This is a genomic window from Vibrio sp. 10N.222.52.B7, assembly GCF_041474275.1.
Lineage (GTDB): Bacteria > Pseudomonadota > Gammaproteobacteria > Enterobacterales > Vibrionaceae > Vibrio > Vibrio crassostreae_C.
The window spans coordinates 22,332-47,339 of the sequence record NZ_JBFRTU010000004.1; the positions used below are offsets into that span (position 1 = coordinate 22,332).

At 44.7% G+C, this 25,008-nt stretch carries 21 protein-coding genes; 7 read left to right on the forward strand and 14 right to left on the reverse strand.

The features are described 5' to 3' along the window. Positions 1-69 precede the first annotated feature (69 nt). Complete coding sequence (locus AB4512_RS02010; protein WP_372174246.1) at positions 70-1,185, forward strand: anhydro-N-acetylmuramic acid kinase; 1,116 nt, start codon at positions 70-72, stop codon at positions 1,183-1,185. A 45-nt stretch (positions 1,186-1,230) separates the two neighbouring features. Further along, complete coding sequence (murQ, locus tag AB4512_RS02015) at positions 1,231-2,151, forward strand: N-acetylmuramic acid 6-phosphate etherase (RefSeq protein WP_050651903.1); 921 nt, start codon at positions 1,231-1,233, stop codon at positions 2,149-2,151. A 118-nt stretch (positions 2,152-2,269) separates the two neighbouring features. On the opposite strand, the gene AB4512_RS02020 is transcribed toward murQ, so the two are convergent. Next, the gene (locus AB4512_RS02020; protein ID WP_017059350.1) at positions 2,270-2,620 is read right to left on the reverse strand and encodes a DUF2799 domain-containing protein; all 351 of its coding nucleotides are present in this window, start codon (positions 2,618-2,620) and stop codon (positions 2,270-2,272) included. Between the two features lie 354 nt (positions 2,621-2,974). Here AB4512_RS02020 and AB4512_RS02025 point away from each other — a divergent pair, with 354 nt between their 5' ends. The 3 genes from AB4512_RS02025 to btsR all read left to right on the forward strand — a co-directional run bounded on the left by AB4512_RS02025 (position 2,975) and on the right by btsR (position 7,237). Next, entirely contained in the window at positions 2,975-4,465 is a 1,491-nt protein-coding gene (locus AB4512_RS02025; protein ID WP_372174248.1) for a carbon starvation protein A, read from the forward strand. 264 nt (positions 4,466-4,729) lie between these two features. Continuing rightward, positions 4,730-6,400 (forward strand): sensor histidine kinase, encoded by a 1,671-nt coding sequence (locus AB4512_RS02030; protein WP_017080271.1) that lies wholly within the window; start codon positions 4,730-4,732, stop codon positions 6,398-6,400. Between the two features lie 105 nt (positions 6,401-6,505). Next, positions 6,506-7,237, forward strand: coding sequence for a two-component system response regulator BtsR (gene btsR / locus AB4512_RS02035; RefSeq protein WP_055319044.1), 732 nt, complete (start codon positions 6,506-6,508; stop codon positions 7,235-7,237). Between the two features lie 140 nt (positions 7,238-7,377). Here btsR and ispH read toward each other — a convergent pair whose 3' ends face one another. From ispH to murJ, 6 genes are all read right to left on the reverse strand, one after another. Next, on the reverse strand, positions 7,378-8,334 hold the full coding sequence (gene ispH, locus AB4512_RS02040) for a 4-hydroxy-3-methylbut-2-enyl diphosphate reductase (RefSeq protein WP_029235087.1): 957 nt from the start codon (positions 8,332-8,334) through the stop codon (positions 7,378-7,380). Between the two features lie 156 nt (positions 8,335-8,490). Beyond that, positions 8,491-8,922 (reverse strand): FKBP-type peptidyl-prolyl cis-trans isomerase, encoded by a 432-nt coding sequence (gene fkpB, locus AB4512_RS02045; protein WP_017059345.1) that lies wholly within the window; start codon positions 8,920-8,922, stop codon positions 8,491-8,493. A 149-nt stretch (positions 8,923-9,071) separates the two neighbouring features. Further along, complete coding sequence (gene lspA, locus AB4512_RS02050; protein WP_004739521.1) at positions 9,072-9,572, reverse strand: signal peptidase II; 501 nt, start codon at positions 9,570-9,572, stop codon at positions 9,072-9,074. Between the two features lie 157 nt (positions 9,573-9,729). Further along, entirely contained in the window at positions 9,730-12,588 is a 2,859-nt protein-coding gene (ileS, locus tag AB4512_RS02055) for an isoleucine--tRNA ligase (protein ID WP_102398325.1), read from the reverse strand. Between the two features lie 63 nt (positions 12,589-12,651). Beyond that, a complete protein-coding gene (ribF, locus tag AB4512_RS02060; protein ID WP_017062867.1) occupies positions 12,652-13,587 on the reverse strand; it encodes a bifunctional riboflavin kinase/FAD synthetase in 936 nt (311 codons plus the stop codon). 70 nt (positions 13,588-13,657) lie between these two features. Continuing rightward, on the reverse strand, positions 13,658-15,220 hold the full coding sequence (gene murJ, locus AB4512_RS02065) for a murein biosynthesis integral membrane protein MurJ (RefSeq protein WP_032545655.1): 1,563 nt from the start codon (positions 15,218-15,220) through the stop codon (positions 13,658-13,660). Between the two features lie 251 nt (positions 15,221-15,471). On the opposite strand from murJ, the gene rpsT reads away from it, so the two are divergent. After that, entirely contained in the window at positions 15,472-15,732 is a 261-nt protein-coding gene (gene rpsT, locus AB4512_RS02070) for a 30S ribosomal protein S20 (protein WP_004739529.1), read from the forward strand. Positions 15,733-16,009: 277 nt separating this feature from the next. On the opposite strand, the gene AB4512_RS02075 is transcribed toward rpsT, so the two are convergent. Both AB4512_RS02075 and nhaR read right to left on the reverse strand, forming a co-directional pair. Beyond that, a complete protein-coding gene (locus tag AB4512_RS02075; RefSeq protein ID WP_004735028.1) occupies positions 16,010-16,303 on the reverse strand; it encodes a metalloregulator ArsR/SmtB family transcription factor in 294 nt (97 codons plus the stop codon). 100 nt (positions 16,304-16,403) lie between these two features. Further along, complete coding sequence (gene nhaR / locus AB4512_RS02080) at positions 16,404-17,294, reverse strand: transcriptional activator NhaR (RefSeq protein WP_017059341.1); 891 nt, start codon at positions 17,292-17,294, stop codon at positions 16,404-16,406. Between the two features lie 389 nt (positions 17,295-17,683). Between nhaR and AB4512_RS02085 the strand changes: the two genes are divergently transcribed. Further along, positions 17,684-18,829 carry a Na/Pi symporter gene (locus tag AB4512_RS02085; RefSeq protein ID WP_017059340.1) on the forward strand — a complete coding sequence of 382 codons (1,146 nt, stop codon included), beginning with the start codon at positions 17,684-17,686 and terminating at the stop codon, positions 18,827-18,829. A gap of 555 nt (positions 18,830-19,384) precedes the next feature. On the opposite strand, the gene AB4512_RS02090 is transcribed toward AB4512_RS02085, so the two are convergent. The 5 genes from AB4512_RS02090 to rppH are packed head-to-tail and all read right to left on the reverse strand — an operon-like array spanning position 19,385 to position 24,695. Further along, positions 19,385-20,236: a thymidylate synthase gene (locus AB4512_RS02090; protein WP_017059339.1), complete on the reverse strand. Its 852-nt coding sequence runs from the start codon at positions 20,234-20,236 to the stop codon at positions 19,385-19,387. A 9-nt stretch (positions 20,237-20,245) separates the two neighbouring features. Then, positions 20,246-21,067, reverse strand: coding sequence for a prolipoprotein diacylglyceryl transferase (gene lgt, locus AB4512_RS02095; RefSeq protein ID WP_372174250.1), 822 nt, complete (start codon positions 21,065-21,067; stop codon positions 20,246-20,248). 57 nt (positions 21,068-21,124) lie between these two features. Then, positions 21,125-21,916 carry a sulfite exporter TauE/SafE family protein gene (locus tag AB4512_RS02100; RefSeq protein ID WP_017059337.1) on the reverse strand — a complete coding sequence of 264 codons (792 nt, stop codon included), beginning with the start codon at positions 21,914-21,916 and terminating at the stop codon, positions 21,125-21,127. A gap of 8 nt (positions 21,917-21,924) precedes the next feature. Further along, complete coding sequence (gene ptsP / locus AB4512_RS02105) at positions 21,925-24,174, reverse strand: phosphoenolpyruvate--protein phosphotransferase (RefSeq protein WP_017059336.1); 2,250 nt, start codon at positions 24,172-24,174, stop codon at positions 21,925-21,927. Between the two features lie 2 nt (positions 24,175-24,176). Then, entirely contained in the window at positions 24,177-24,695 is a 519-nt protein-coding gene (gene rppH / locus AB4512_RS02110; protein ID WP_017059335.1) for an RNA pyrophosphohydrolase, read from the reverse strand. Between the last annotated feature and the right edge of the window lie 313 nt (positions 24,696-25,008).

Consider the following 25,008-nt stretch of genomic DNA (forward strand, 5'->3'; position numbering starts at 1 on the left):
AAATTTGCTTTACAATGTTTTTAAACCAATCTGTGGAAGACTTTAAGAATGCAGTGCAAGAGCTTAGAAATGGATCATAAAGAACTGTATATCGGTGTGATGTCAGGGACGAGCATGGACGGTGTTGATACTGCCTTAGTGTCGATTGAAGATACGCGCATCACATTGCTAGCTCATGATGAGTTCCCAATGCCTGACGACCTAAAAGCGCGTTTGCTTGAAGTTTGTATTGGTCAAAAAACCGATTTGATTTCCATTGGCGAACTCGACCACCAGCTTGGCCACCTGTTTGCTGATGCGGTTCTGCAACTTCTCGAAAAGTCAGGTACACCTGCATCTTCTGTGACTGCGATTGGTAATCATGGTCAAACGGTATTCCACCAGCCAAGCGGCGAATCTCCATTTACCATGCAGTTGGGTGATGCCAACATCATTACCGCTAAAACACAGATTCAAACGGTTGCCGATTTCAGGCGTAAAGACATGGCATTAGGCGGACAAGGTGCGCCATTAGTCCCTGCCTTCCACCATACAATTTTCCAGCCGCAAGACAGCTCAGTTGTAGTGTTGAATATTGGTGGTATCTCGAATATTTCAGTGCTGCGCCCAAATCAGCCAACACTTGGTTATGATACTGGTCCGGGCAATATGTTGATGGACGCTTGGGTTGATAAACACACGGGTGAGAAGTTTGACCGTGATGCGCAATTTGCGCTTAAAGGTCAACTCAATCAAGCTTTACTCGAACAGTTGTTAAATGAGTCTTATCTATCTCAAATGCCACCGAAAAGTACTGGTAGAGAACTATTCAACCTACCTTGGCTAGAGCAACAATTAACAGAATTTAAAGATCTTGCAGTAGAAGATGTTCAGCGCACGCTTTGTGAATACACCGCATTGACGATAGCCAATGAAGTGGAGACTTATCGCTTGGGTAACCAGCCTGCACTGTATGTGTGTGGCGGTGGTACAAGAAACCCATTGTTGATGAAGAGACTGTCTGAATTGCTTCCAAGTTGGGAGGTTGACTCAACCACCAGTAAAGGCGTGGATGCCGATTACATGGAAGCAATGGCCTTTGCGTGGCTTGCTCAGCGTCATGTTCATAAACTGCCAAGCAATTTACCAGAAGTGACTGGCGCAAGCAGAGCGGCCTCTCTAGGCGTTCTCTATCGAGCTGACTAAACAACTTTAGAACCATCATTTTAGAATCACCATTTAAGGATCATTATGAGTAACGACGCTCTCATATCAGCGCTCTCGCACCTCGTTTCGGAGGGGAGAAACCCTGACACTATGGATATTGATCTGCTCACCTCTCTCGAAGTGGTTGAAAAGATTAACCAACAAGACAAACAAGTCCCACTGGCGATTGAAGCGGAACTGCCACAGATCGCGAAAGCGGTCGATAAAATTGCTCATGCCTTTCAAAACGGTGGTCGACTGATTTATATGGGCGCAGGCACCAGTGGTCGATTAGGTGTGTTAGACGCCTCAGAATGCCCACCGACTTTCGGTGTTTCGGACAAAATGGTTATCGGCTTAATTGCAGGCGGACCAGAGGCGATTTTAAAAGCCAAAGAAGGTGCAGAAGACTCGCTAACTCTCGGCATTGAAGATCTGAAAGCGATTCAGTTTTCAGAAAATGATGTCGTGGTAGGTATTGCTGCGAGCGGTCGCACACCTTACGTGATTGGTGCACTCAACTATGCCAATCAGCTTGGCGCAGTAACGGTTGCATTATCTTGTAACCCTGACTCTCCAATTGCTGAAATCGCTCAAATCGCAATTAGCCCGGTGGTTGGCCCAGAAGCATTGACTGGTTCAACACGACTCAAATCAGGTACAGCACAAAAGCTGGTGCTTAATATGCTGACCACTGCCAGCATGATTCGCATTGGTAAGAGCTACCAAAACCTTATGGTCGACGTAAAAGCGACCAATGAAAAGTTGGTTGCCCGCGCCGCTCGTATCGTTATCCAAGCAACGGAGTGCGATAAAGCACTGGCGGTGTCGACACTTAAAGCGACTGATTACGATGTGAAGTTATCTATTTTGATGATTCTAACAGGGCTAGATTTAGAGTTAGCCAAGGCTCAGCTTGATAAGCAAAATGGCTTCTTGAGAAAAGCCGTCGAGAATAATCAGTAATCTTAATTTGGCTTGTAGCTTCTCATTTAGACAGCTACTTCAACGACATACAAAAAGACCAGCACACACGCGGTACTGGTCTTTTTTTTAGTTTTAATTTTTTATGGCTAGCTTGGGCTTAATAGTCGTTTGAGAACTCGTCCCAGCCGCGTTGCCATTCCATACGGAAACGTTGAGCGTCTTCCGTACCAGAACACACGCCTTCATACACCTGACCAGATAAACCAATCTGATAAGCATGGTTCGGATTACAATATTCAGTCACACCTAGGTGATAACCTTCTGTGTAACTCGCTTGATCGACTGCGCCAAGCTCAGTCATCTCTGAATACGAACGCTGAGTGTGGCCTTTGATACCATCACGATAGCCAATCTCTTGCCAATTGCCTTCAGCTGCTAAATCTTGAACATTGGCGCTGCATCCTGCAAGGCTAAATGCCACGGCGAATAGTACGATTATTTTTTTCATTTCAATCCTTTATATTGTTACTTCACCACTTTCTGACGAAGCGCTGCCTTTGTGGTGATTCTCCGCTGAACGCCTATCGATGTCCACTTATTGTCTAATGTTCGCCACTTTAGGTTCATTCCGACCACTCAGAATCAATAGTCGCCGTTAAGCCAACTCAAACAACCTCTCTATAGAGCTAATAGGCCTCTCGATAGAAATATCGGCCACTCAGCACAGTGAACAAACCACTAAATCAGTTATAACACCACTTAATTGACTATTCGACCACTCACTCTCATAGCGGAAGTTTCTTTTCATACTCTTCTTTAATATACACCCTGACTTAATTAATACATTCAGGGATAACAAATTATGATGTGGTTTCTTACCTGTGTTGCAGCACTCATTGGTGGCTACTTTATTTACGGTGCCTTTATCGAGAAGATTTTCGGTATCAATGAAAAGCGTCAAACACCCGCTCACACTAAGCAAGATGGCGTGGACTACGTTCCAATGTCGACACCAAAGGTTTACCTAGTTCAACTGCTTAACATTGCAGGTGTCGGTCCAATCTTCGGACCTATCATGGGTGCCCTTTACGGCCCAGCAGCGATGCTTTGGATCGTGCTAGGTTGTATCTTCGCAGGTGCAGTACACGATTACTTCTCAGGTATGTTATCTATCCGTAATGGTGGTGCTTCGGTTCCAACCATCACTGGACGTTACCTAGGCAATGGCGCAAAACACTTTATGAACATCTTTGCCATTGTTCTACTGCTTCTAGTTGGTGTGGTATTTGTTTCTGCTCCTGCAGGCATGATCACTAACCTAGTGAACGACCAAACTGATTTCGCGATGTCTGCAACAACCATGGTTGTTATCATCTTTGCTTACTACATCATCGCAACGATTGTCCCTGTCGATAAAATCATTGGTCGTTTCTACCCACTGTTCGGTGCACTACTTATCTTCATGTCTGTTGGCCTAATCACTGCGATTGGTCTATCTGACGAGCACCAAATCATGGGTGGCTTCGAGATAAAAGACATGTTCACCAACATGAACCCGAATGACCTACCACTTTGGCCTGCTCTATTCATCACTATCGCTTGTGGTGCAATCTCTGGCTTCCACGCAACTCAGTCACCACTGATGGCGCGTTGTATGGAAAACGAGAAGAACGGTCGCTTCGTATTCTATGGTGCAATGATTGGTGAAGGCATCATCGCTCTAATCTGGTGTGCACTTGCTCTTTCATTCTTCGGTTCAGTTGAGTCTCTATCAGACGCAATTGCAAACGGCGGCCCAGGTAACGTGGTATACAGCGCTTCATTTGGTCTACTGGGTGTATTCGGCGGTATCCTTGCTTTCCTTGGCGTGGTTATCCTACCAATCACTTCTGGTGACACAGCATTCCGTTCAAGCCGTCTTATCCTTGCTGAATACTTCAACATGGAACAGAAAACACTGCGTAACCGCCTACTGATGGCTCTGCCACTGTTCGTTATCGGTGGCATCCTGACTCAAGTTGATTTCGGTATCATCTGGCGCTACTTCGGTTTTGCTAACCAATCAACAGCTGTAATGATGTTATGGACAGCTTCGGCTTACCTACTTCGTCACAATAAACTGCACTGGGTAACTACGGTTCCAGCTGTGTTCATGACATCTGTATGTATCACATTCATCCTGAACAACAGCCAACTAGGCTTCGGTCTACCAATGCAAATCTCGACCATCATTGGTGTGGTGAGTGCACTTGGTATTGCGGCTTACGTTATCAAGATTTCAAAAGGCAAAGGTGATATCGACCTTGCTGATGAAGAAGAAAAAGAAGCAAAAGGCGTCACCAAAACCGCCTAGTTCTTTAAGGCTCTTGGGAACAAGAGACCAATCTTCAGAGAAAGAGACAAAAGAACAGCCAAACACAACTTCGCTTGCTCCCGTAATCACTCAGTGATTCGTGGAATCTAAGACTAAAGCCCGTCCACTGTGATGGGCTTTAGTGTTTTCAGGCGTTAGTGCTTTCGACTCTGGGAAGCGAATATAACCTACGAAAACACAAGCAAAGCTACCGTTACCAAGCAATGAGCTTTACACTTAACAAGCGTCTCAATAGGTGAAAATATGGAACTCATTCTCTCTCTGCTGCAACAAACCTGCGTCTACTTAGTGATTGCTTACATGCTGAGTAAAACCCCACTGATTCTCCCTTTGTTGAGCATCTCATCTCGCTTAAGCCATAAGATCAGCTGCTACGTTCTGTTTTCCCTGTTCTGCATTATGGGTACCTATTTCGGACTGCAGATCAATGATGCCATCGCCAACACGCGTGCGATGGGTGCGGTAATGGGAGGTCTGTTTGGCGGCCCTGTCGTTGGCTTTGCCGTCGGCTTTACTGGTGGAATTCACCGTTACTCATTAGGCGGCTTCACAGACTTGGCTTGTGCGATTTCAACCACAGCAGAAGGCTTGATTGGCGGCCTGTTACACGTTTATCTCGTGAGAAAGAACAAAGCCAGCCAACTGTTTAATCCGTTAGTGGTTTTCTCGGTAACCCTGTTTGCAGAGATCATTCAGATGCTGATTCTGCTGGCGGTCGCAAAACCCTTCGAACAATCCTATGCTCTGGTCTCCGATATTGCGGCGCCAATGATCATCGCTAACTCGGTCGGTGCAGCACTGTTCATGAGCATCATCCAAGACAGAAAAACCATCTTCGAAAAGTACTCGGCTACCTTCTCACGCCGCGCACTGACCATTGCCGAACGTTCGGTGGGTATTTTGCATGGTGGGTTCAATTCCGATAACGCACAAAAAATCGTACGTATCGTTTATGAAGAGACCAACGTAGGGGCGGTAGCGATTACCGACCGAGAGAAAATCCTCGCGTTCGTTGGTATTGGTGATGAACACCATATTCCGAACACCCCGATTTCATCGCAAAGCACGCTCACTTCGATGGAACAGAACGACATCATCTACCTTGATGGCAAAGAGAACCCATACCAATGCTCCTTGTCGCAGGATTGTAAATTGGGTTCTGCGTTGATTATTCCATTGCGCGCGGGTAACGAAGTGGTCGGCACTATCAAGCTCTATGAGCCAAAGCTGAAACTATTCTCAACTATCAATATGTCGATGGGTGAAGGTATCGCTCAACTATTATCGAGCCAGATCCTATTTAGCAACTACCAGCAGCAGCAAACGCTACTGACACAAGCAGAAATCAAACTGCTGCACGCTCAAGTGAACCCGCACTTCTTGTTCAATGCGCTTAATACTATCAGCGCAGTAACACGTCGTGACCCAGATAAAGCTCGAGAGTTGATTCAACACCTGTCTCACTTCTTTAGAAGCAACCTAAAGCAGAACATCAACACCGTGAAGCTCAAAGACGAACTGGCACACGTCAACGCTTACCTGACCATAGAGAAAGCACGCTTTACCGATCGACTAGAAGTGGAATGGGATATCGACCCGCAGTTATATGAATCTCAATTGCCGAGCTTTACCCTGCAACCGCTGGTAGAAAACGCCATCAAACATGGGATATCTAATATGTTGGAAGGCGGTAAAGTAAAGATCTCTAGCGAGGCTTTCGAGGGTGGGTTCAAGTTAACCGTTGAAGACAATGCAGGTAATTATCAGAAGCCATCTCAAGATCATGTAGGATTAGGGATGGAAATTGTTGATAAACGACTCACTAATTTCTTTGGACAAGATTCAGCACTAAAAATAGAATCTCAACCACAGCAATTTACTCGAATGAGTTTTATCATACCTATACTCAAATAATGGTATTTTCGGAGACGGATCGCTCCGAGTTGAAACATTTAGAAGCAGACATTTAAAAGATAAGCGTGAACCAAGCAGGGATAGAACCAAGATGAAGATTGTAGGATGTTAAAGGCACTAGTTATCGATGATGAGCTTTTTGCTCGCGAAGAGCTGATTGAGCTGCTGACCGAAACCGGAGAAGTGGAAGTCATTGGCCAAGCGAGTAATGCAATTGAAGGGCTAAAGCAAATCAACCTTCTCAAGCCTGACGTGGTGTATTTGGACATTCAAATGCCTCAGGTTACTGGGATTGAATTGCTGAGCATGCTTGACCCGGAAACCATGCCTTATGTGGTGTTTGTGACCGCCTACGATCAATATGCGATTCAAGCCTTTGAAGACAATGCCTTTGACTACCTACTCAAACCCGTCGAACCTTGTCGATTAAACAAGAGTGTTTGCCGTCTGAATAAGGTCATCAAGCAGAATCAGAAAGCGCCAGCACAAGACATCTCTGCGATTGCTCCCTGCCACTTAGAGCAGATTCCGTGTATTGGTCATAACCGCATTGTGATCATGGCAAGCCAAACGGTTGAATGCGCCTATTCTGATATCAGTGGCGTGCATGTTCGTAGCTCATCACAAACAGCAACCTCACAGTTAACACTAAAGATCTTGGAAGAAAAAACCGATTTGATCCGCTGTCATCGCCAATATTTGATCAACATAAAATCGATCCAAGAGATCAAACTGCTAGAGAATGGATTAGCGGAGATCATTACCCTGACTGGCTTTGAAGTGCCTGTCAGTCGACGCTACTTAAAGACTTTAAAAGAGCAACTCGGTCTCCAATAACGCGTTAGAAGTTCGACGCCTAGTTCCAAAGCACGATCAAAAAAGCCAACGTATCAACGTTGGCTTTCTGCTGTTTACAAATCAATAGTGTTTGCAAATCGATAGTGTTACGCATCGATCTTGTCACCAATCAATAGAGATTAGTCGACTTGCTTAATCTGTAGCTCTTTTGGTACTTCAAAGAACATGTTCTCTTCACGACCTTGAATCTCTTCAACGTCAGTCGCACCTAGCTCACGAATACGATCTAGAATTTGGTTTACCAGCTCTTCAGGAGCAGAAGCACCGGCTGTTACACCGATTTTCTTTTTCCCTTCAACCCACTCGGTTTGAATGTCTTCAGGACAGTCAGTTAGGTAGCCTGGTGTGCCTAGTTTCTCAGCTAGCTCTTTTAGACGAGTTGAATTCGATGAGTTCTTAGAACCAACAACAATCACTACATCAACGTCATTCGCCATCTCACGCACGGCATCTTGACGGTTTTGAGTCGCATAACAGATGTCGTCTTTACGAGGGCCTTGAATCTCAGGGAATACACGACGCAACTCTTCAATTACATCTGCCGTTTCATCAACAGACAAGGTAGTTTGGCTAACATAGTGCAGGTTACTCGGATCGTTCACCACTAGATTCTGTACGTCCTCTGGTCTTTCAACCAAGTACATACCACCAGTTTGGCTCGCGTACTGACCCATAGTGCCTTCCACTTCAGGGTGACCCGCGTGGCCAATCAGTACTACTTCCATATGTTTGCGGCTCGCACGAGCAACCTCCATATGAACTTTAGTCACCAAAGGACACGTCGCATCAAATACCGTTAACTCACGCTCTTTCGCTTCTTTACGAACCGCTTGAGAAACACCGTGAGCCGAAAAGATCACGATGTTGTCGTCTGGCACCTCACTCAGTTCTTCGACAAAAATAGCACCACGCTGCTTGAGCCCCTCAACAACAAAGCGGTTGTGTACCACTTCATGGCGAACATAGATCGGTGGCTGATACATTTCGAGTGCACGCTCTACGATGCTGATCGCACGATCGACACCGGCACAAAAGCCACGAGGGTTAGCTAACATTATTTTCATTTCATTGCTCATCATTTACCGCGGTACTAAGGTTGCTTCTATAGAGTTCGCCGTCAGCGAGGTTCGCATTCTACAGTGAAGCGTCTAGACAGTGAAGCTCTGGGTGAGATCACAGCTGTAAGGCTATCTTATTCTAGCGTGAAGACAGCTATTCTAACGTTAAGAGAGTTATTCTACCGTTAAGATATTGACGTCAAAGCTAACGTCTTGACCAGCGAGTGGGTGATTAAAATCAACCGTCACTGAATCACCTGCGATCTCAGTAATAATACCTGGAATTTCCATACCGTCAGGACCTGAAAATGCCATGATAGTGCCCACTTCAACTTCAGAGTCGCCAACAAACTTAGCACGATCCATATAGTGAATATGATCTGGGTTTGGCATACCAAACGCGTCTTCCGCCTTCAGTTCGATAGACTTTTCAGTGCCGGCTTCAAGTCCAAGTAAGCACGCTTCAAAGTTCTCACTTAGGCTGCCATCACCCATGACGAACTTCGCTGGTTTGCCCATGTTCTCCGTACTATCGGCAACTGAACCATCCTTCATTTTAATCGTAAAATGTAGAGTTACTGCTGAATCATTTTTAATTGCTGCCACGTTACTTTCCTTAGACTTCTTTATTATTTGAGGATGCGCTGTGCTTTGCTTCCTTGTTGACTGAAGCATAAAAAAAAGCGCCGTCGGAATCAACCGACAGCGCTTAGGGCTATTCTATTCTGTGAGTCATAGACTGACTTTGAAGCAAGCTATTTGCTTTCGTCTTTCTTACGGAAACCATCTAAGATGATCATCGCAGCACCGATACAGATTCCCATATCCGCTAAGTTAAATGCAGGCCAGTGGTAAGTGCCCCAGTAGAAGTCTAAGTAATCGACAACAAAGCCATGTACGACTCGGTCAAACACATTACCTACTGCACCACCAATGATGATCGCATAAGCAATGTTATTCCACTTCTCTGTTGCTGGTAGTTTGCTCATCCAGTACGTCAGCATACCTGTTACCGCAAATGCGATACCCGTAAATAACCAACGCTGCCAACCACTTTGATCACTCAAGAAGCTAAACGCTGCACCGTAGTTATGCACGTACAAAAAGTTAAAGAATGGCAGCACCTCAATACGGTTTGCCCAACCATAACCCATATTGTCCATGACAAAGAGTTTAATGCCGATATCAGCCAAGAAGACCAATAGAGCCAGCCATAACCAACGTACACCAGATTGTTTTAACGAAACTTCACTCATTTCTATTCCTAGTATTTACGAAGTTGGTATTCATTGTTAGTCACCTTACGTGACCTTGATTACCAACTTGGTTAAACACATTTCCTATAACTAAAAATAACCCCAGTTGATACTGGGGCTATGATTTTTACAAAAAGTTCAGTCTTTCTCTGAGTCGTTATGCGAACTTACGCACTTCGCCTTCACCGTCGATGTTCGACACACAACGACCACAAACTTTCTCGTGACCTTCGATAGTGCCTACATCTGGAGTGTGGTGCCAGCAACGGTCACACTTCTCAGCTTCAGTAGCCGCAACTTCAACGAATAGACCAGCAACGTCTGTCGCTTGCGCTGCATCAGACTTCTCGCTCAGTGGCTTAACAACAGCTGCAGAGGTGATAAGTACGAAACGTAGCTCATCTTCTAGCTTGTTGATTTTAGCCGCTAGTGCATCGTCAGCGTATAGAGTAACTTCAGCTTGCAGTGCACCACCGATCGTTTTCTCTTTACGAGCATCTTCAAGAAGCTTGTTCACTGCGCCACGAACAGACTGAATTTCAGTCCAGAATTCGTTGCTTAGCTCTTCGCCTTCTGCAAGACCAAATAGACCTTCGAACCACTCACCAGTGAATACGAACTTGTCACGTTGACCAGGCATCTCGTTCCAGATTTCATCTGCAGTGAACGACATGATAGGTGCCATCCAACGAACTAGAGCTTCTACGATGTAGTAAAGCGCAGTCTGACAGCTACGTTGAGCATGACTGCCCTGCTTCGCTGTGTACTGACGGTCTTTAATTACGTCTAGGTAGAAAGAACCCATTTCGATAGAACAGAACTGCATTAGACGCTGAGTCACACCGTGAGTGTTGTACTCGCCGTATGCTTTAACAATCTCTTCTTGTGCAGCTTGAGCACGGCCAACAGCCCAGCGATCAAGTGCAACCATCTCTTCAGCAGGAACTAGGTCAGTTTCAGGGTTGAAACCGTTCAAGTTCGCTAGGAAGAAACGAGCCGTGTTACGAATACGACGGTAAGCATCCGCTGAACGCTTCAGGATTTCATCAGAAACCGCAACTTCACCCGTGTAGTCTGTAGAAGCAACCCATAGACGCAGGATATCTGCACCTAGCTTGTTGGTTACGTCTTTAGGAGCAACAACGTTACCGATAGATTTAGACATCTTACGGCCGTTACCATCCACTACGAAACCGTGCGTTAGTACTTGCTTGTACGGTGCTTCGTCTTTCATCGCGATAGATGAAATTAGAGAAGACTGGAACCAGCCACGGTGTTGGTCTGAACCTTCAAGGTAAAGATCAGCACTGTGAGTGCGCTCTTCGTTCGGGAAGTTGTACTCTTCACGAGAATCAACAACAGAGAAGTGCGTAACACCTGAGTCGAACCATACGTCTAGCGTATCCATTACTTTTTCGTACTTATCAGCGTCTTCTGCGCCCATAAGTTCAGCAGCGTCTACATCCCACCAAGCTTGAATGCCTTTCTCTTCAACTAGCTTCGCAACTTTTTCAATAAGCGCTGGGCTTTCTGGGTGAAGTTCTGCTGTTTCTTTATGAACAAACAAAGCAATTGGCACACCCCAAGTACGTTGACGAGAGATACACCACTCAGGACGACCTTCAACCATGCCTTCGATACGGCTTTGACCCCATTCAGGCAACCACTCAACACTCTTGATTGACTCTAGTGCTTTAGCACGTAGGCCAGCTTGATCCATAGAGATGAACCATTGTGGTGTTGCGCGGAAGATGATTGGAGTTTTGTGTCTCCAACAGTGTGGGTAGCTGTGCTCGTAAGCGTGGTGATGCAGAAGTGCACCTTTCTCTTTTAGAACTTCTAAAACAGAGTCGTTCGCTTTGAATACGTGCTGACCAGCAAATAGCTCTGTATCTGGCAGGTAAACGCCGTTAGAACCAACTGGGTTAGCGATTTCTAGGTTGTACTTTTTACCAACCACGAAATCTTCTTGACCGTGACCAGGCGCAGTGTGAACCACACCAGTACCTGAATCTGTTGTTACGTGATCGCCAAGAACTGCAGGAACAGTAAAGTCGTAGAACGGGTGGTTGAACTGAGAAAGCTCAAGATCAGCACCTGTAGCAAAACCAAGGTTGTGGAAGTGCTCGATACCTGCACGATCCATTACGTCTTTTGCTAGTTCAGAAGCAACAACGATACGTTGAGCAGGCTGGTCGCCATTCGCTTCAACTTGGATAAGCACGTATTCAAGATCATCACGTAGACATACTGCGCGGTTAGCAGGCAGAGTCCATGGTGTTGTTGTCCAGATAACGATAGAAATTTCGCCTTGACCCGCATGACCTTCAGCTAGAGTAAATTTCTCTAGAAGCGCCGCTTCGTCAGCTGCTGTAAATTTCACATCGATAGATGGAGAAACTTTATCTTTGTATTCAACTTCAGCTTCAGCCAGAGCAGAACCACAATCAGTACACCAGTGAACGGGTTTGAAACCTTTAAGAAGGTGACCTTTGTCTGCGATTTTGCCAAGAGAACGAATGATGTTCGCTTCTGTGCCAAAATCCATAGTGCGATAAGGTTTGTCCCACTCGCCCATGATGCCAAGACGTTTGAAGCTCTCTTTCTGACCTTCAACTTGACCCGCAGCGTACTTTCGACACTCTTCGCGGAATTCAGCCGCCGAAATCTTCTGACCAGGCTTACCTTTCTTCTTCTCAACCATTAGCTCGATTGGAAGACCGTGACAGTCCCAACCAGGGATGTACGGTGCATCAAAACCAGAAAGGGTCTTAGATTTGATAATAATGTCTTTAAGAATCTTATTCAGCGCGTGGCCAATGTGAATATCGCCGTTCGCGTATGGAGGGCCATCATGCAGTACGAAAGATTTTTTACCTTTCTTTGCCTTACGGATTTCGCCGTAAAGATCTTCTTTGTACCAACGCTTCAGCATTTCTGGCTCACGATTTGCCAGATTGCCGCGCATTGGGAACCCTGTTTCTGGTAAGTTCAGGGTATCTTTATAATCACTCATCGATTCTTAATTCCGTTATATTGGGCGAAGTTAGACATTATGTTAATCGGTGGAATCATCCGATTAATTCTTTAGCTGAAGCAGCCACACCCTTGCGGCTTCAGCATCCAATTCTATTTGATTCTTTAGTGCGTCGAACGATTCAAATTTTATCTCGTCGCGCAGTTTGTGCAAAAGTCGTACTTCTAACTGTTTACCATATAAATTGGCTTTAAAGTCAAAAAAATGCACTTCCAATTGCTGCCTTACCCCATTAACTGTTGGTCGTTGTCCAATATTAGCAACGCCACCGACAGGAACACCGTCGATATCCAAAGCTTCAACAACATACACTCCCGATACAGGAGAAACACAACGCTTTAATGGAATATTAGCGGTAGGGAAACCGATAGTTCTCCCTAGTTTTCGACCATGGGACACTCGACCACTAATACTGTAATCACGTCCTAACATGGTAGCACTTGCAGCCAAGTCATCGACCGCTAATGCATTTCGTATCTCAGTACTGCTTACTCGTAATTGGTTTAAGCAATAGCTTTGGGTGCTGACCACCTCAAAACCGTACTTCTCGCCCGCCTCTTTGAGCATAGCGAAATTACCGGTACGACCTTTACCAAAGCAAAAATCGTCACCAACCACCAAGAACTTCACACCAAGCTTATCAACCAAAAGATCCTTAATGAATGCTTCCGCGGATAAACTTGCAAAATACTGATTAAAATTAACACACAATAAGCGACTGATATCTAGCTTACTCAGTTGCACGTATTTGTCTCGTAAACGAGTTAAACGTGCTGGCGCTCTATCTCGGGCAAACAGCTCCATAGGCTGCGGTTCAAACGTCATAACAACAGAAGGTAGCCCTAATGCTGCAGCTTGTTTAGAAACCTGACTCAAAACCTCTTGATGTCCTAAATGAACACCATCGAAGTTACCTATGGTTAATACACAGCCATGATGCTGCGCTTTAATATTGTGTATACCTCGGATCAGTTCCATTATGATCAGCTAAAACCTGTTATTTGCATCATTTATTGTGTGAAACCGACGGATTATATACTAATCAGTATTAATCTGTCGCTGCTTTTAAATGTTTTACTCGGATACCTAAAATCAGTACCGAAACAATATAAACAAAGCCACCAAGTCCAATCAAGCCAGTTAATGTCAGCGCTCTCTGGCTAAAGCTCCATTCAAGCCAATGTTGCATATTATCCAGCTGCCATAAAATAGCCGCTACCATCACCACACCTGAGATAATTAATTTGGCACTGAACAACAAGGTTGTCTTAGTTAATTGATACACACCCGCAAGGTGCAATCCTCGATATAACAAGGCCATATTCACAAAGGCAGACAGTGCCGTCGCAATCGCCAAACCCACATAGCCATAAAAATAAGCAAAGATCGCGTTAAACACCATATTGGTCACCATAGCGATAATGCCGTACTTAACCGGTGTTTTGGTATCTTGGCGAGAGTAATAGCCCGGAGCTAAAACTTTAATCAGCATGAAATTAAGCAAGCCTGATGCGTAAGCTACCAATGACATCGATGCTTGCTGTACATCGTGTGGAGAGAACTCACCACGCATAAATAGCACCATCAACATGGGTTTAGCTAAAACGATAAGACCTAACATCGCAGGAATACCAAGCAGCAACACCATGCGCACGCCCCAATCCATGGTATGCGCGAACCCTTCCCCTTGAGCATCTACGTGTTTACGAGACAAAGCAGGAAGAATCACAGTCGCAATCGCGATACCGAATAAACCGAGAGGAAATTCAAGCAGTCGGTCTGAGTAGTACAACCAACTGATAGAGCCTGTTGCGAGGAAGCTGGCAATAAAGGTATCAAACAATAAGTTGATTTGGCTGACCGATACACCGAACAGAGCAGGGATCATTAATGTGCGGATCTTAACCACACCCGGGTCTCTCCATCCCCACTTCGGCTTAACCAACACACCCGCTTTGATCAAGAAAGGCATTTGGAAAAGGAATTGGACTAAGCCACCAAGAAACACACCAATCGCCAAACCAATTTCTGGTTGTTCTAAATTAGGTGAGATAAACCATGCAGCGCCTATGATCATCACGTTCAAGAACACAGGAGTAAAAGAAGAGACCGCAAATTTACCTAATGTATTAAGAATGGCACCAGATAAAGCGACGAAGGTGATAAACCATAAATAAGGAAAGGTAATCTTGAGCATAAAGCTCGCTAGCTCAAATTTGGGTGCTGATGGGCCATCATTTAGCCAGTCGATAAACCAACCCGCACCAAACATCGCGGTGATCACGCCAGAGCCCAATACCCCGATGACGGTGACAATAGAAACTAAAACCCCGAGCGTCCCCGACACCTTAGCAATTAAATCTCGTGTCTTATCTTTATCACCTGCGGCGTGATATTCCGTTAATACAGGAACAAACGCTTGAGAAAACGCACCTTCTGCAAAAAGTCGACGTAAGAAATTAGGAATTTTATTAGCGAAGAAAAATACGTCGGCACTCGCTCCTGCCCCCATCAAATTTGCTACTACTACATCACGTACTAGCCCCAATACACGGGAAACAAAAGTCATTGCGCTGACAATCAGGCCTGACTTTAATAGTCGTTTACTCACAGAAACCTCTGACACTGGTTGATTACTTTCAAGCGAGGATAAATACTATCCTGTCCTAAGAAGCATATTTATTAGCATTGGTCTAAAAATGCTGTTAGAATCCCCGCCATCTTAACCGCGATGACCTTTCCATACCAAAGTTTGTTTGGCTACGATTGGTTTTTGCACAAATCATTTGACAATTAAGCGCTAATGAGGGATAGTCCTCGCCCTTAAATTGTCACCGAACTAAGTTTTTGGGAGTTAGACCCTTGGCAAACAGTAAATCTGCTAAGAAGCGCGCTATCCAAGCTGAGAAACGTCGCCAGCACAATGCTAGCCGTCGTTCTATGATGCGCACTTACATGAAAAAGACTATCGCAGCTATCGCAGCTGGTGATAAAGAAGCTGCAACTGCTGCTCTTGTAGAAGTTACACCACTTCTTGACCGTATGGCGACTAAAGGCCTTATTCATAAGAATAAAGCTGCACGTCATAAGTCTCGTTTCGCTGCTGCAATCAAAGCTCTTTAATAGAAATTTGATTACAACGCAAAACGAAAAAAACCGGCCTAGGCCGGTTTTTTTATATCTAAATTTTGAGTAACGCTTTTATTTTACGTGCTAACAGCCGTTTTTCTGACCGATAAACAATTTAAGCAGATAGATAAAACAAACAATCAGAAAAATAAATAGAGAAGCAAATTGGTACGTAGATAGATAGGTAAACACTAACGTTCAATGTGAAATGCTAACACTTCCTTGTGTCATTCTATCGCTGATAAGAAATCCCCCTCCCACCAGCAATAAGCTACTTGCAGTAAATACCATGCAGTAGGTTAATCATCGCTTTTACTTCTTCACTACTCAATGTGTAATACACAGTTTGAGCTTCTTTGCGAGTTTCGACCAAACCATCTCTTCTCAACCAAGCAAGATGTTGAGATAAAGCAGACTGACTCAGTTCCAACTTGCCACACAACTCCCCAACCGACAGTTCAGTGCCATGTAATAGGCACAAAATCTGTAAGCGACGCTCGTTAGCCATGGCTTTGAGTAGAATCACAGCTTGTGCTGAGTTCTTCTCCATCTCTTTTAAGTTCATAGTTTGGCTCCCTACAACCTTTACGCCAACTACGGGCTATCAGTATTTCCGGCATATTGCGGAGTTATGATAATCGATATCAATTCATTAACAAACTATCTCACTCGAACAATTTGCTAAAATCTGCGTCACATACGTTTTTTACTGCTGGATGTTGGATCATCCTCTCAGCAAATATGACGTAGTACTCCTCTTTTAACTCTTCAATACCGCCTAATAGTTGCAGTGATGTGTCGTCTTCCACTTCAGACATATAAATCGTCGGTGCTAAAAATATTACGTCATGATGGTAACGAGCAAAAGCCTTCATCAATGCGGCATCATCAAACTCACCTAAAATATCTGGCTTAAGCCCTTGTCTATCAAACCATTGCAGCACTTTACGACCCATTGAGGTTCGGCTGCCAGGGATCAAAAGCTTTCTTTGCTCCAATACAGCAGGGAAATTAACCCCTTCAACCTGACCTGAACTAAAAAAGCTCATTCCACTCTCACCCAGCTTTTTACTGAACAGGCCCGGGCTTTGACTAGAGTCCACCGGACAGTCAGACAAAATCATATCGAGCTTATGTTGAGAGAGTTGCTCAAGTAGCATTTCATGGGTCGATTCAAAACAGCGCAAGTGAATGCTGTTATCTGGAGGGATGGTCGACATCAGTATCTTACTGACGAGTCTTTTAGAGAGCGCATCCGCGACGCCAACATCAAACAGAATATTGGAGTGCTGGCTGTAATTCACGATGTCCAGCATCTCGTAACTCAGGCCAAACATACGATCGGCATATTTAAAGACCAGTTGCCCAAGCTCTGTAGGCTCAACACTTCGGCCATTACGCTTGGTCAACTTGCCATCCATGCGTTCTTCTAAGGCTTTTATCTGCCCCGTTACCGTTTGTGGTGTTAGGAATAGGGCTTCTGCAGCTTTAGTAACAGAGCCTTGCTTGCAAACCATCCAGAAGTAATACAGATGGTTGTAGTTGAGATGCGACATAGATGTGCCGTAATAAAAGAGTAGATACCCTTTTATATCAAATATGACACCGCCACTCAACAAACTCGGAAAAACCTAACCAAACATAGATTTACCACTTATTTTTTCGAAGTGTCTGATTTCATAATGTAATATTTCATCGATTATTTTCAATTTTTTTCTAACTTTTAAGATCTATATCACCTATAGAATTTCCATTAAAAAACAATTTAAAACAACAACTTAAAACAACCACATTAGCAATTGGAATATTTAAAGAGTAAATCATCACAAAAAAGTCGCACCTAAACCAAAATGTAATATTACTGAAATATTTCCCCTCTAACATCACGCTCAGATTAAACAAACAGACCAAACACAGACTTAAACGGTCCAATGGAGAAAACATTATGAACCAAGCTACTACTGCAGCAGCGCCTATCTCGAGCACTACTCGTTGGCTACGCTGGGCTAACTTGGCATTCATGCTTTACCTACTATTACTTTCAGTTTCAATGGTTGGTACAGGCTTCAAATGGGCAACAGGCGAGCAAGCAAAGGTTCTTTTCGAATTTGCTTCACACCCAGTTGCAGGCTTAATGATTGGTTTAGTAGCAACAGCGCTTATTCAATCATCAAGTACAGTTACTTCAATTATCGTTGGCCTTGTGGCAGGTGGTTTACCTGTTGAGCTAGCAATTCCTATGATCATGGGTGCTAACATTGGTACTACGGTAACCAATACGCTAGTTAGCCTTGGTCACGTTCGTTGTAAAGAAGAGTTCAAACGTGCATTCGCAAGTGCGACAATCCACGACTTCTTTAACCTATTAGCCGTTGCTATCTTCCTACCACTAGAGATGGCGTTTGGAATTCTAGAGAAAATTTCTCACTGGTTAGTATCACCGATGCTAGCAACAGGTGATATGAGCATGGGTGGTCTTAACTTCATCAAGCCAATCACTAAGCCTGTTGTAAGTGCGATTAAAGAACCACTATCAACGTTTGGCGACACTGTTGGCGGCATCATGCTTATCGCTCTAGGTATCGCAACTATCTTCGTAGCTATTACTGTAATGGGTAAGCTGATGAAGAGCCTAATGGTTGGTCGTGCTCGTGAGATTCTAAAGAACGCAATCGGTCGTGGTCCAATCCACGGTATCGCTTCTGGCTCTATCGTGACTATCCTTGTTCAGTCTTCTTCTACGACAACAAGCTTGATGGTTCCACTAGTAGGTTCAGGTGTTCTTAAAGTACGTGACGTTTACCCATTCACTCTGGGTGCAAACATCGGTACATGTATTACGGCTCTACTTGCAGCTACAGCAGTGTCTGGTGAGTTCGCAGTATTCGCACTACAAATTGCTCTAGTACACTTGGTGTTCAACATCATGTCAACGGTATTCATCTTCGGTATCCCGTTCCTACGTGAACTTCCAGTTAAAGCGGCAGACATGATTTCAGACATGGCTGTGAAGAACAAAGCTGTAGTGGCTGGTTACCTTGTTGCGGTATTCCTTGTACTGCCTGGTAGCGTGTTAGCTCTTACCGCTTAATAGCAAAATAAACATCGCTTATAGCAAAGCCCGCTACCTCCTAGGTTGCGGGCTTTTTCTTTTTAAGAGCAGATACGGGATTCGGGTAAACGAGTAACGAAGAGCTAAAATCAAATTCGAGATATGAGTAAGCTTGTGACAAGAGCTGAAACTGATACGATATAAGAGTAAATCGGTAAGGTAAGCATTACTCACCAAAGAAGTCCGTTCTAGCTCTTCGTATCCCGCATCTCGTTTACCCGCATCTATATATTTCCGTCATTCCCTACAGCGAGGAACGAGCGTGATAGGGAATCCCACAAACACACCACGAAAGAGACTCCCAACTCCTTCCTTCGTCAGTCTAGGGAATGATGAATCGAAAAAAGATTCGAGATGCGTGTAAGCGAGTATCGAAGAGAAAGAGCCAATGCGCGTTGAGAGTATACGAGTAACATAAAGCATCACACAGCATATGATTTCTCTGCTCTTCGAATCTCGATTACTCGTCACTGTAACTTAGATACAAAAAAGGCTGCACAGAGGCAGCCTTTCAATCAAACAAAGCGAGTGAGATTAAACCGAGAATGGGTACTTAATCGCTTCGTGGCATTCGTAACCTTCAACCCAGAAGTCATCCATCGTTACCCATGTTTCCAAATCTTCTAGAGACTTAATCTGAGGATTGATATGGAATGTTGGGCCAGCTAACGGCTCACGCTTTAACTGGATATCACGCATAGGTGCAAGTTGATCTTCGTAAATATGAGCATTTACTAGCTTATGGTAAGCCACGCCAGCTTTCTTACCCGTGATTTGCGCCATGATAGCTAGGAAGACATACACTTGAACCATGTTGAAGTTCAGGCCTAGGGGTACATCGCAAGAGCGCTGAGTGCTGTTTAGGTACAGAGTATCACCAAGTAGTGAGAAGTGATGGCTGTACATACACGGACGCAAACATCCCATGTGGAACTCACCTGGGTTGTAGAAGTTTAAGATCTCGCCGCGGTCATCAATACCGTTAGTTAGATCATCAACAATCTTCTTCAGTTGGTCGATATGACCGCCGTCAGGTTTTGCCCATGCACGTCCTTGAACGCCATAAACACGGCCCATGTCATCTTCACCCTTGCGGTAAGGGTTATTCAGCCATGCTTCATTCAGGTTAGAATTCGCATCCCAAGTTTTAGTCCCTAGCTTACGAAAATCTTCAGCATTGTCGTAACCACGGATATAGCCAAGCAGCTCAGCAACTGCGGCTTTCCAAAAACTCTTACGCGTTGTTACCAGTGGGAATTGGTTATTACCAACATCATATTCAAGGTCAGCATTGATCACGGTTAGGCAACGCTTGCCCGTGCGTTCATTTTCAATCCAAGTACCGTCATCAACGATACGCTGACAGAGATCTAAATACTGTTTCACACCAATTCCTTACTTCGTTTGTTGTGGTAATTCGTCTTTGTAGTAACCACGCTTGTATGCCCACACCATCATCAGCACACCGATGATAACCATTGGCAGTGACAAAATTTGTCCCATAGAGATAAATCCACCGAACAAACCTAGGTGAGCATCAGGTTCACGTACGTATTCTACTAAGAAGCGGAATGTACCATATCCAGCTAGGAATAACCCTGATACAGAACCAAGAGGACGCGGCTTTTTGATAAACCAGTTCAAGATGAAGAACAGCACGATACCTTCAAGCGCCATCTCGTAAAGTTGAGATGGGTGACGAGGAAGTGGACCACCGTTAGGGAACACAATCGCCCATGGCACATCAGTCACACGGCCCCAAAGCTCGCTGTTCATGAAGTTACCTAGACGGCCCATACCTAAACCAAATGGGACGAGTGGTGCAATCATGTCTGCCACGCCAAAGAAGGTGCGACCATTCTTTTTCGCATACCAGAACATTGCGGTGATAACACCCAGCAAGCCACCGTGGAAAGACATACCGCCAGTCCATACCTTAAATAGGTACAGTGGGTCTGCTAGGAAAAGGTCAAAGTTGTAGAAAAGTACGTAGCCAATACGACCACCCAACACCACACCTAGAAAGCCAGCAAACAGTAAGTCTGATACTTGCTCTCGAGTCCAACCACTACCCGGTTGATCAGCTCGGCGATTTGCTAACCAAAGAGCAAACATAAAACCGACAAGGTACATTAGGCCGTACCAACGAACTGAGATTGGTCCTAGTTCAATAAGAACAGGATCGATATTTGGGAATTCGATAAAACCCTGAGACATACTTGGCTCTCTATCTAAATTGATTAACGGTTAGCTCAATGACTAACAGAAAAGACACTACAGCAGCATTGTGGCTGCTATAAACATTAAAAATACCGCAAAGAATTTCTTCAGCACAGGGGTTGGCAATTGAGTGGCCAGTTTCGCACCCACTCGAGTGGTCAAAACTGAGGTACAAGAAATCGCGATCAAAGCCGGTAGATAAACATAACCCAAGCTATACGCAGGAAGATCATCGACAGAAGATCCATGCCAAATAAAACCTAGCATTCCCGAAATCGCGATAACACAACCGCATACCGAAGATGAGCCGACGGCTTTACGCATTTCCACACCGTGATGGTTAAGGAAAGGTACCGATAAAGACCCACCGCCAATGCCCGCTAAGCTTGATACCAAACCAATCCCGCCGCCACACAACACGGTTTTAGCTGAACCCGGCATCGATTTTTGGCTCTTGGAGCGAATCGACAATAGCATTTGCAACGCCAACACCAAAACAATCACACCAAAGACTTTTGGTAAGTATTGAGCTGGAATTACATCGGCCACGAAAGAGCCGAGGAAGCCACCTATCACCACACCTGGCATCAACCATTTAACGACAAACATCTCTACGTTACCCAACTTTAGATGGTTAATCGCAGACGATCCCGACGTAACGATGATGGTTGATAGCGAAGTAGCCAATGCCATTTGCATCGCAAACTCTTGGGGGATACCCGCTTTAGGAAGCAAAAACAGTAAGGCAGGAACAACCAGCAAACCACCACCAATGCCTAGCAAGCCTGCTAAAACACCAACAATAGCACCAAGGCCCGCTAACAAGCCTATCAGTTCATATGACACGTTAAATCCTATTTTTTACCTGCTCGAATGAAGCCTGTAAATTCACGCTCTTCGAAATAGTTCAGCATCATACTATAGATGTCACTACCATACGGTTTTGAAAGTGCCTTATTTGCCAAATCCTGTAATTCAGCCAAGTTCGATTGACGAATCAAATATTTGGTTCTTGCGACATTCGAGGTATTCATACTTAACGTCTCATACCCCAATCCAATCAATAGCAGCGCGCCCATCGGGTCACCGGCTAACTCGCCACAAATACAAACAGGTAATTGATATTGCTTACAAGTATCATGAATTTGTTTTAATGCCATGATCACCGCAGGGTGCATTGATTCATAGACATCGGATACTCGTGAATTGTTCCGATCAACCGCTAATAAATATTGGGTTAAGTCGTTGGTACCGACTGAAACAAAGTCGACCTTATGCGCAATCAGCGGCAGTATGTACAGCATGGATGGCACTTCAATCATGATACCAACGCGAGGCATACGCACTCGGTTATCAAGCTCATGCACTTCATCATACGCTTGTTCAATCAACTGTAGCGCGTCATCCAACTCCTGTGCACCAGAGATCATCGGCAGCAAAATACTCAAGTTATGGCTTTCACAGCTCGCACGTAGCATGGCACGTAACTGAATAATAAAGATGTCAGGATGATCGAGCGTAAACCGAATACCACGCCAACCAAGGAATGGATTGTCCTCTTCGATAGGAAAATACGGTAAGGCCTTATCACCACCGATATCGAGTGTACGCATCACCACTTGTTTCTCTGGGTAGCTTGCCAGTACAGAACGATACTGCTTGAATTGTTCATCCTCTGACGGGAATCTTTGCTGCAACAAGAAAGAAATTTCAGTTCGATACAGCCCTACGCCATCAACGCCTTGGTTGATAGCGATGTTAGTGTCTGCACTTAAACCCGCATTAAGCAGAATCTCAACTTGCTTGTTGTCTTGCGTTTTTGCCGGTAGGTACAGCTCGCGATTGACCATAGAGGAGAGCTCACTCTCTTCTAGAATCAGCCCTCGATACTCTTTGAGCAGGCTTTTAGTCGGCTCAATAAAGATCTCACCGCTATACCCATCAACAATCGCTCGCTTGCCATTAGCTTGAGCTAGGTTGAGGTTTACCCCCATGACGGAAGGTATGCCAAGCGCTCGAGATAAAATCGCTGCGTGCGAGTTCGCCGCCCCTTCCAAGGAAATCACCGCTAAGAGCTTTTCTTTGGGAATAGACGCTAATACCGAAGCGGTTAACTCACGAACCACTAGGATAATCGGCTTATCTAACGTGCGAAGTTCATGTTCAGAGTTGTGGAGGAAATAGAGCAGCCTTTGTCCGAGCTCTCGGATGTCTTGTGCTCTCTCACGAAGATACACGTCCGACATACGAGCAAAGCGATTAGAATAACTCTCTACAACCTGTCTTAGTGCCCAATCGGCTTTATCGCCTTTCTGGATTTGGCTTTTTAGATCCTTACGCAACATTGGATCGTTGAGTAAGTGAGTAAACAGATCAAAGATCGCCAGCGCGTCTTTATTGATTTCGCTATCTAAGCGCTTTCGCATGCGCTTAAAGTCATTGAGGGCGTTTTCAACCGCTACCGCCAACAACTCATGCTCTCTCTCTATATTGAGCGTCGAAGCAGGATAAACATCGGTGAGTTCAGGCTGAGTGTTGTCCCACCATAAGTCACCAATCGCCACGCCCGATGAAGCTGCAATACCTTTAGTAGCCGGTAGCTTCTGTTGCTCTAACAGCCAATGGCCTTGAGTTTGGGCGTGCGCCACAATAACGGCAAGTTGTGCAGAGAGCGTGACAAGGAAGGATTCTTCCATCTCACTAAATAAACGTGGGGTCTTCTGTTGAATGACCAATACACCGAGCACTTGCTTGCGGTGGATAATCGGAGTACCGAGAAAAGAGTGATAGACGTTTTCTCCAAGCTCTGGAAAAAACTTATAAGCAGGGTGAGCAGACGCTTGTGCAAGGTTGATAGGTTCAGCACTTCTTTTAACAAGGCCAACCAGACCTTCGTCAAAACCAATGTGAATGCTATTGCCTTTGAAGATCAGGCCTTGAGTTGCCATCAACTCAAGGCGCTGCATATCATTATTTGCCAAATACACGGTGCAACATTCCGTCTGCATCGCACTGCATGTCTCTTTAACCAAAATATCAAGAGCCGTCGACACATCTTCAACTCTTGATACGTGTTCAACTATTTCCCTTAGTTGACTGAGCATGCTTAACCTCTACGCAATTTGCGCTTTCCTTTTATTTTTCGCTCTTTAAACGGCATTGCTAAAGATGCGAACTCTTTCATCGCTCGACGGTAAACATCTCGCTTGAAAGAAACAACTTGTCGAACTGGGTACCAGTAACTCACCCAACGCCAACCATCAAACTCAGGTGTACTTCCACGCTGCATATTGATATGCGATTCATCGCAATCTAAGCGCAAAAGGAACCACTTCTGTTTTTGTCCAATACAGACAGGTTTAGAATCCCACCGAACCAGTCGTTTGGGTAGCTTGTAGCGTAACCAATGACGACTTGTCGCGACGATCTTTACATCCTTTTTAGTAAGGCCAACCTCTTCATACAACTCGCGGTACATTGCCTGTTCCGGAGTCTCACCTTCATCTATTCCCCCTTGAGGGAATTGCCATGAATGTTGCCCGTATCGTTTAGCCCAGAAGACCTGACCATGGTTGTTACAGATTACAATACCAACATTTAATCGGTAACCATCGCCATCTATCACTGGCCAACCTCTATCTAAATTTTTAATTACTCTGATTTTTCCACATATCCCCAATCGGAGCAAACTTAGTGACGTGATAAGCGCTATATTTATGAATAATAACTAGGAATATGGATAAGTTTTGCTCAAATTCTAGTTACCCACACAATAGTGAGACATAGACCACATTTATTCACCTTTTCTGTGAATAACTATGTGAAGAATTACCCGCAATCGTTTTTTTTAATCCATAGATTCATCAACACCAAAAACAACAAATCAGTCAAAATGATTTTATTATTATATAAATCAGTAAATTAAAATAACATTCTAG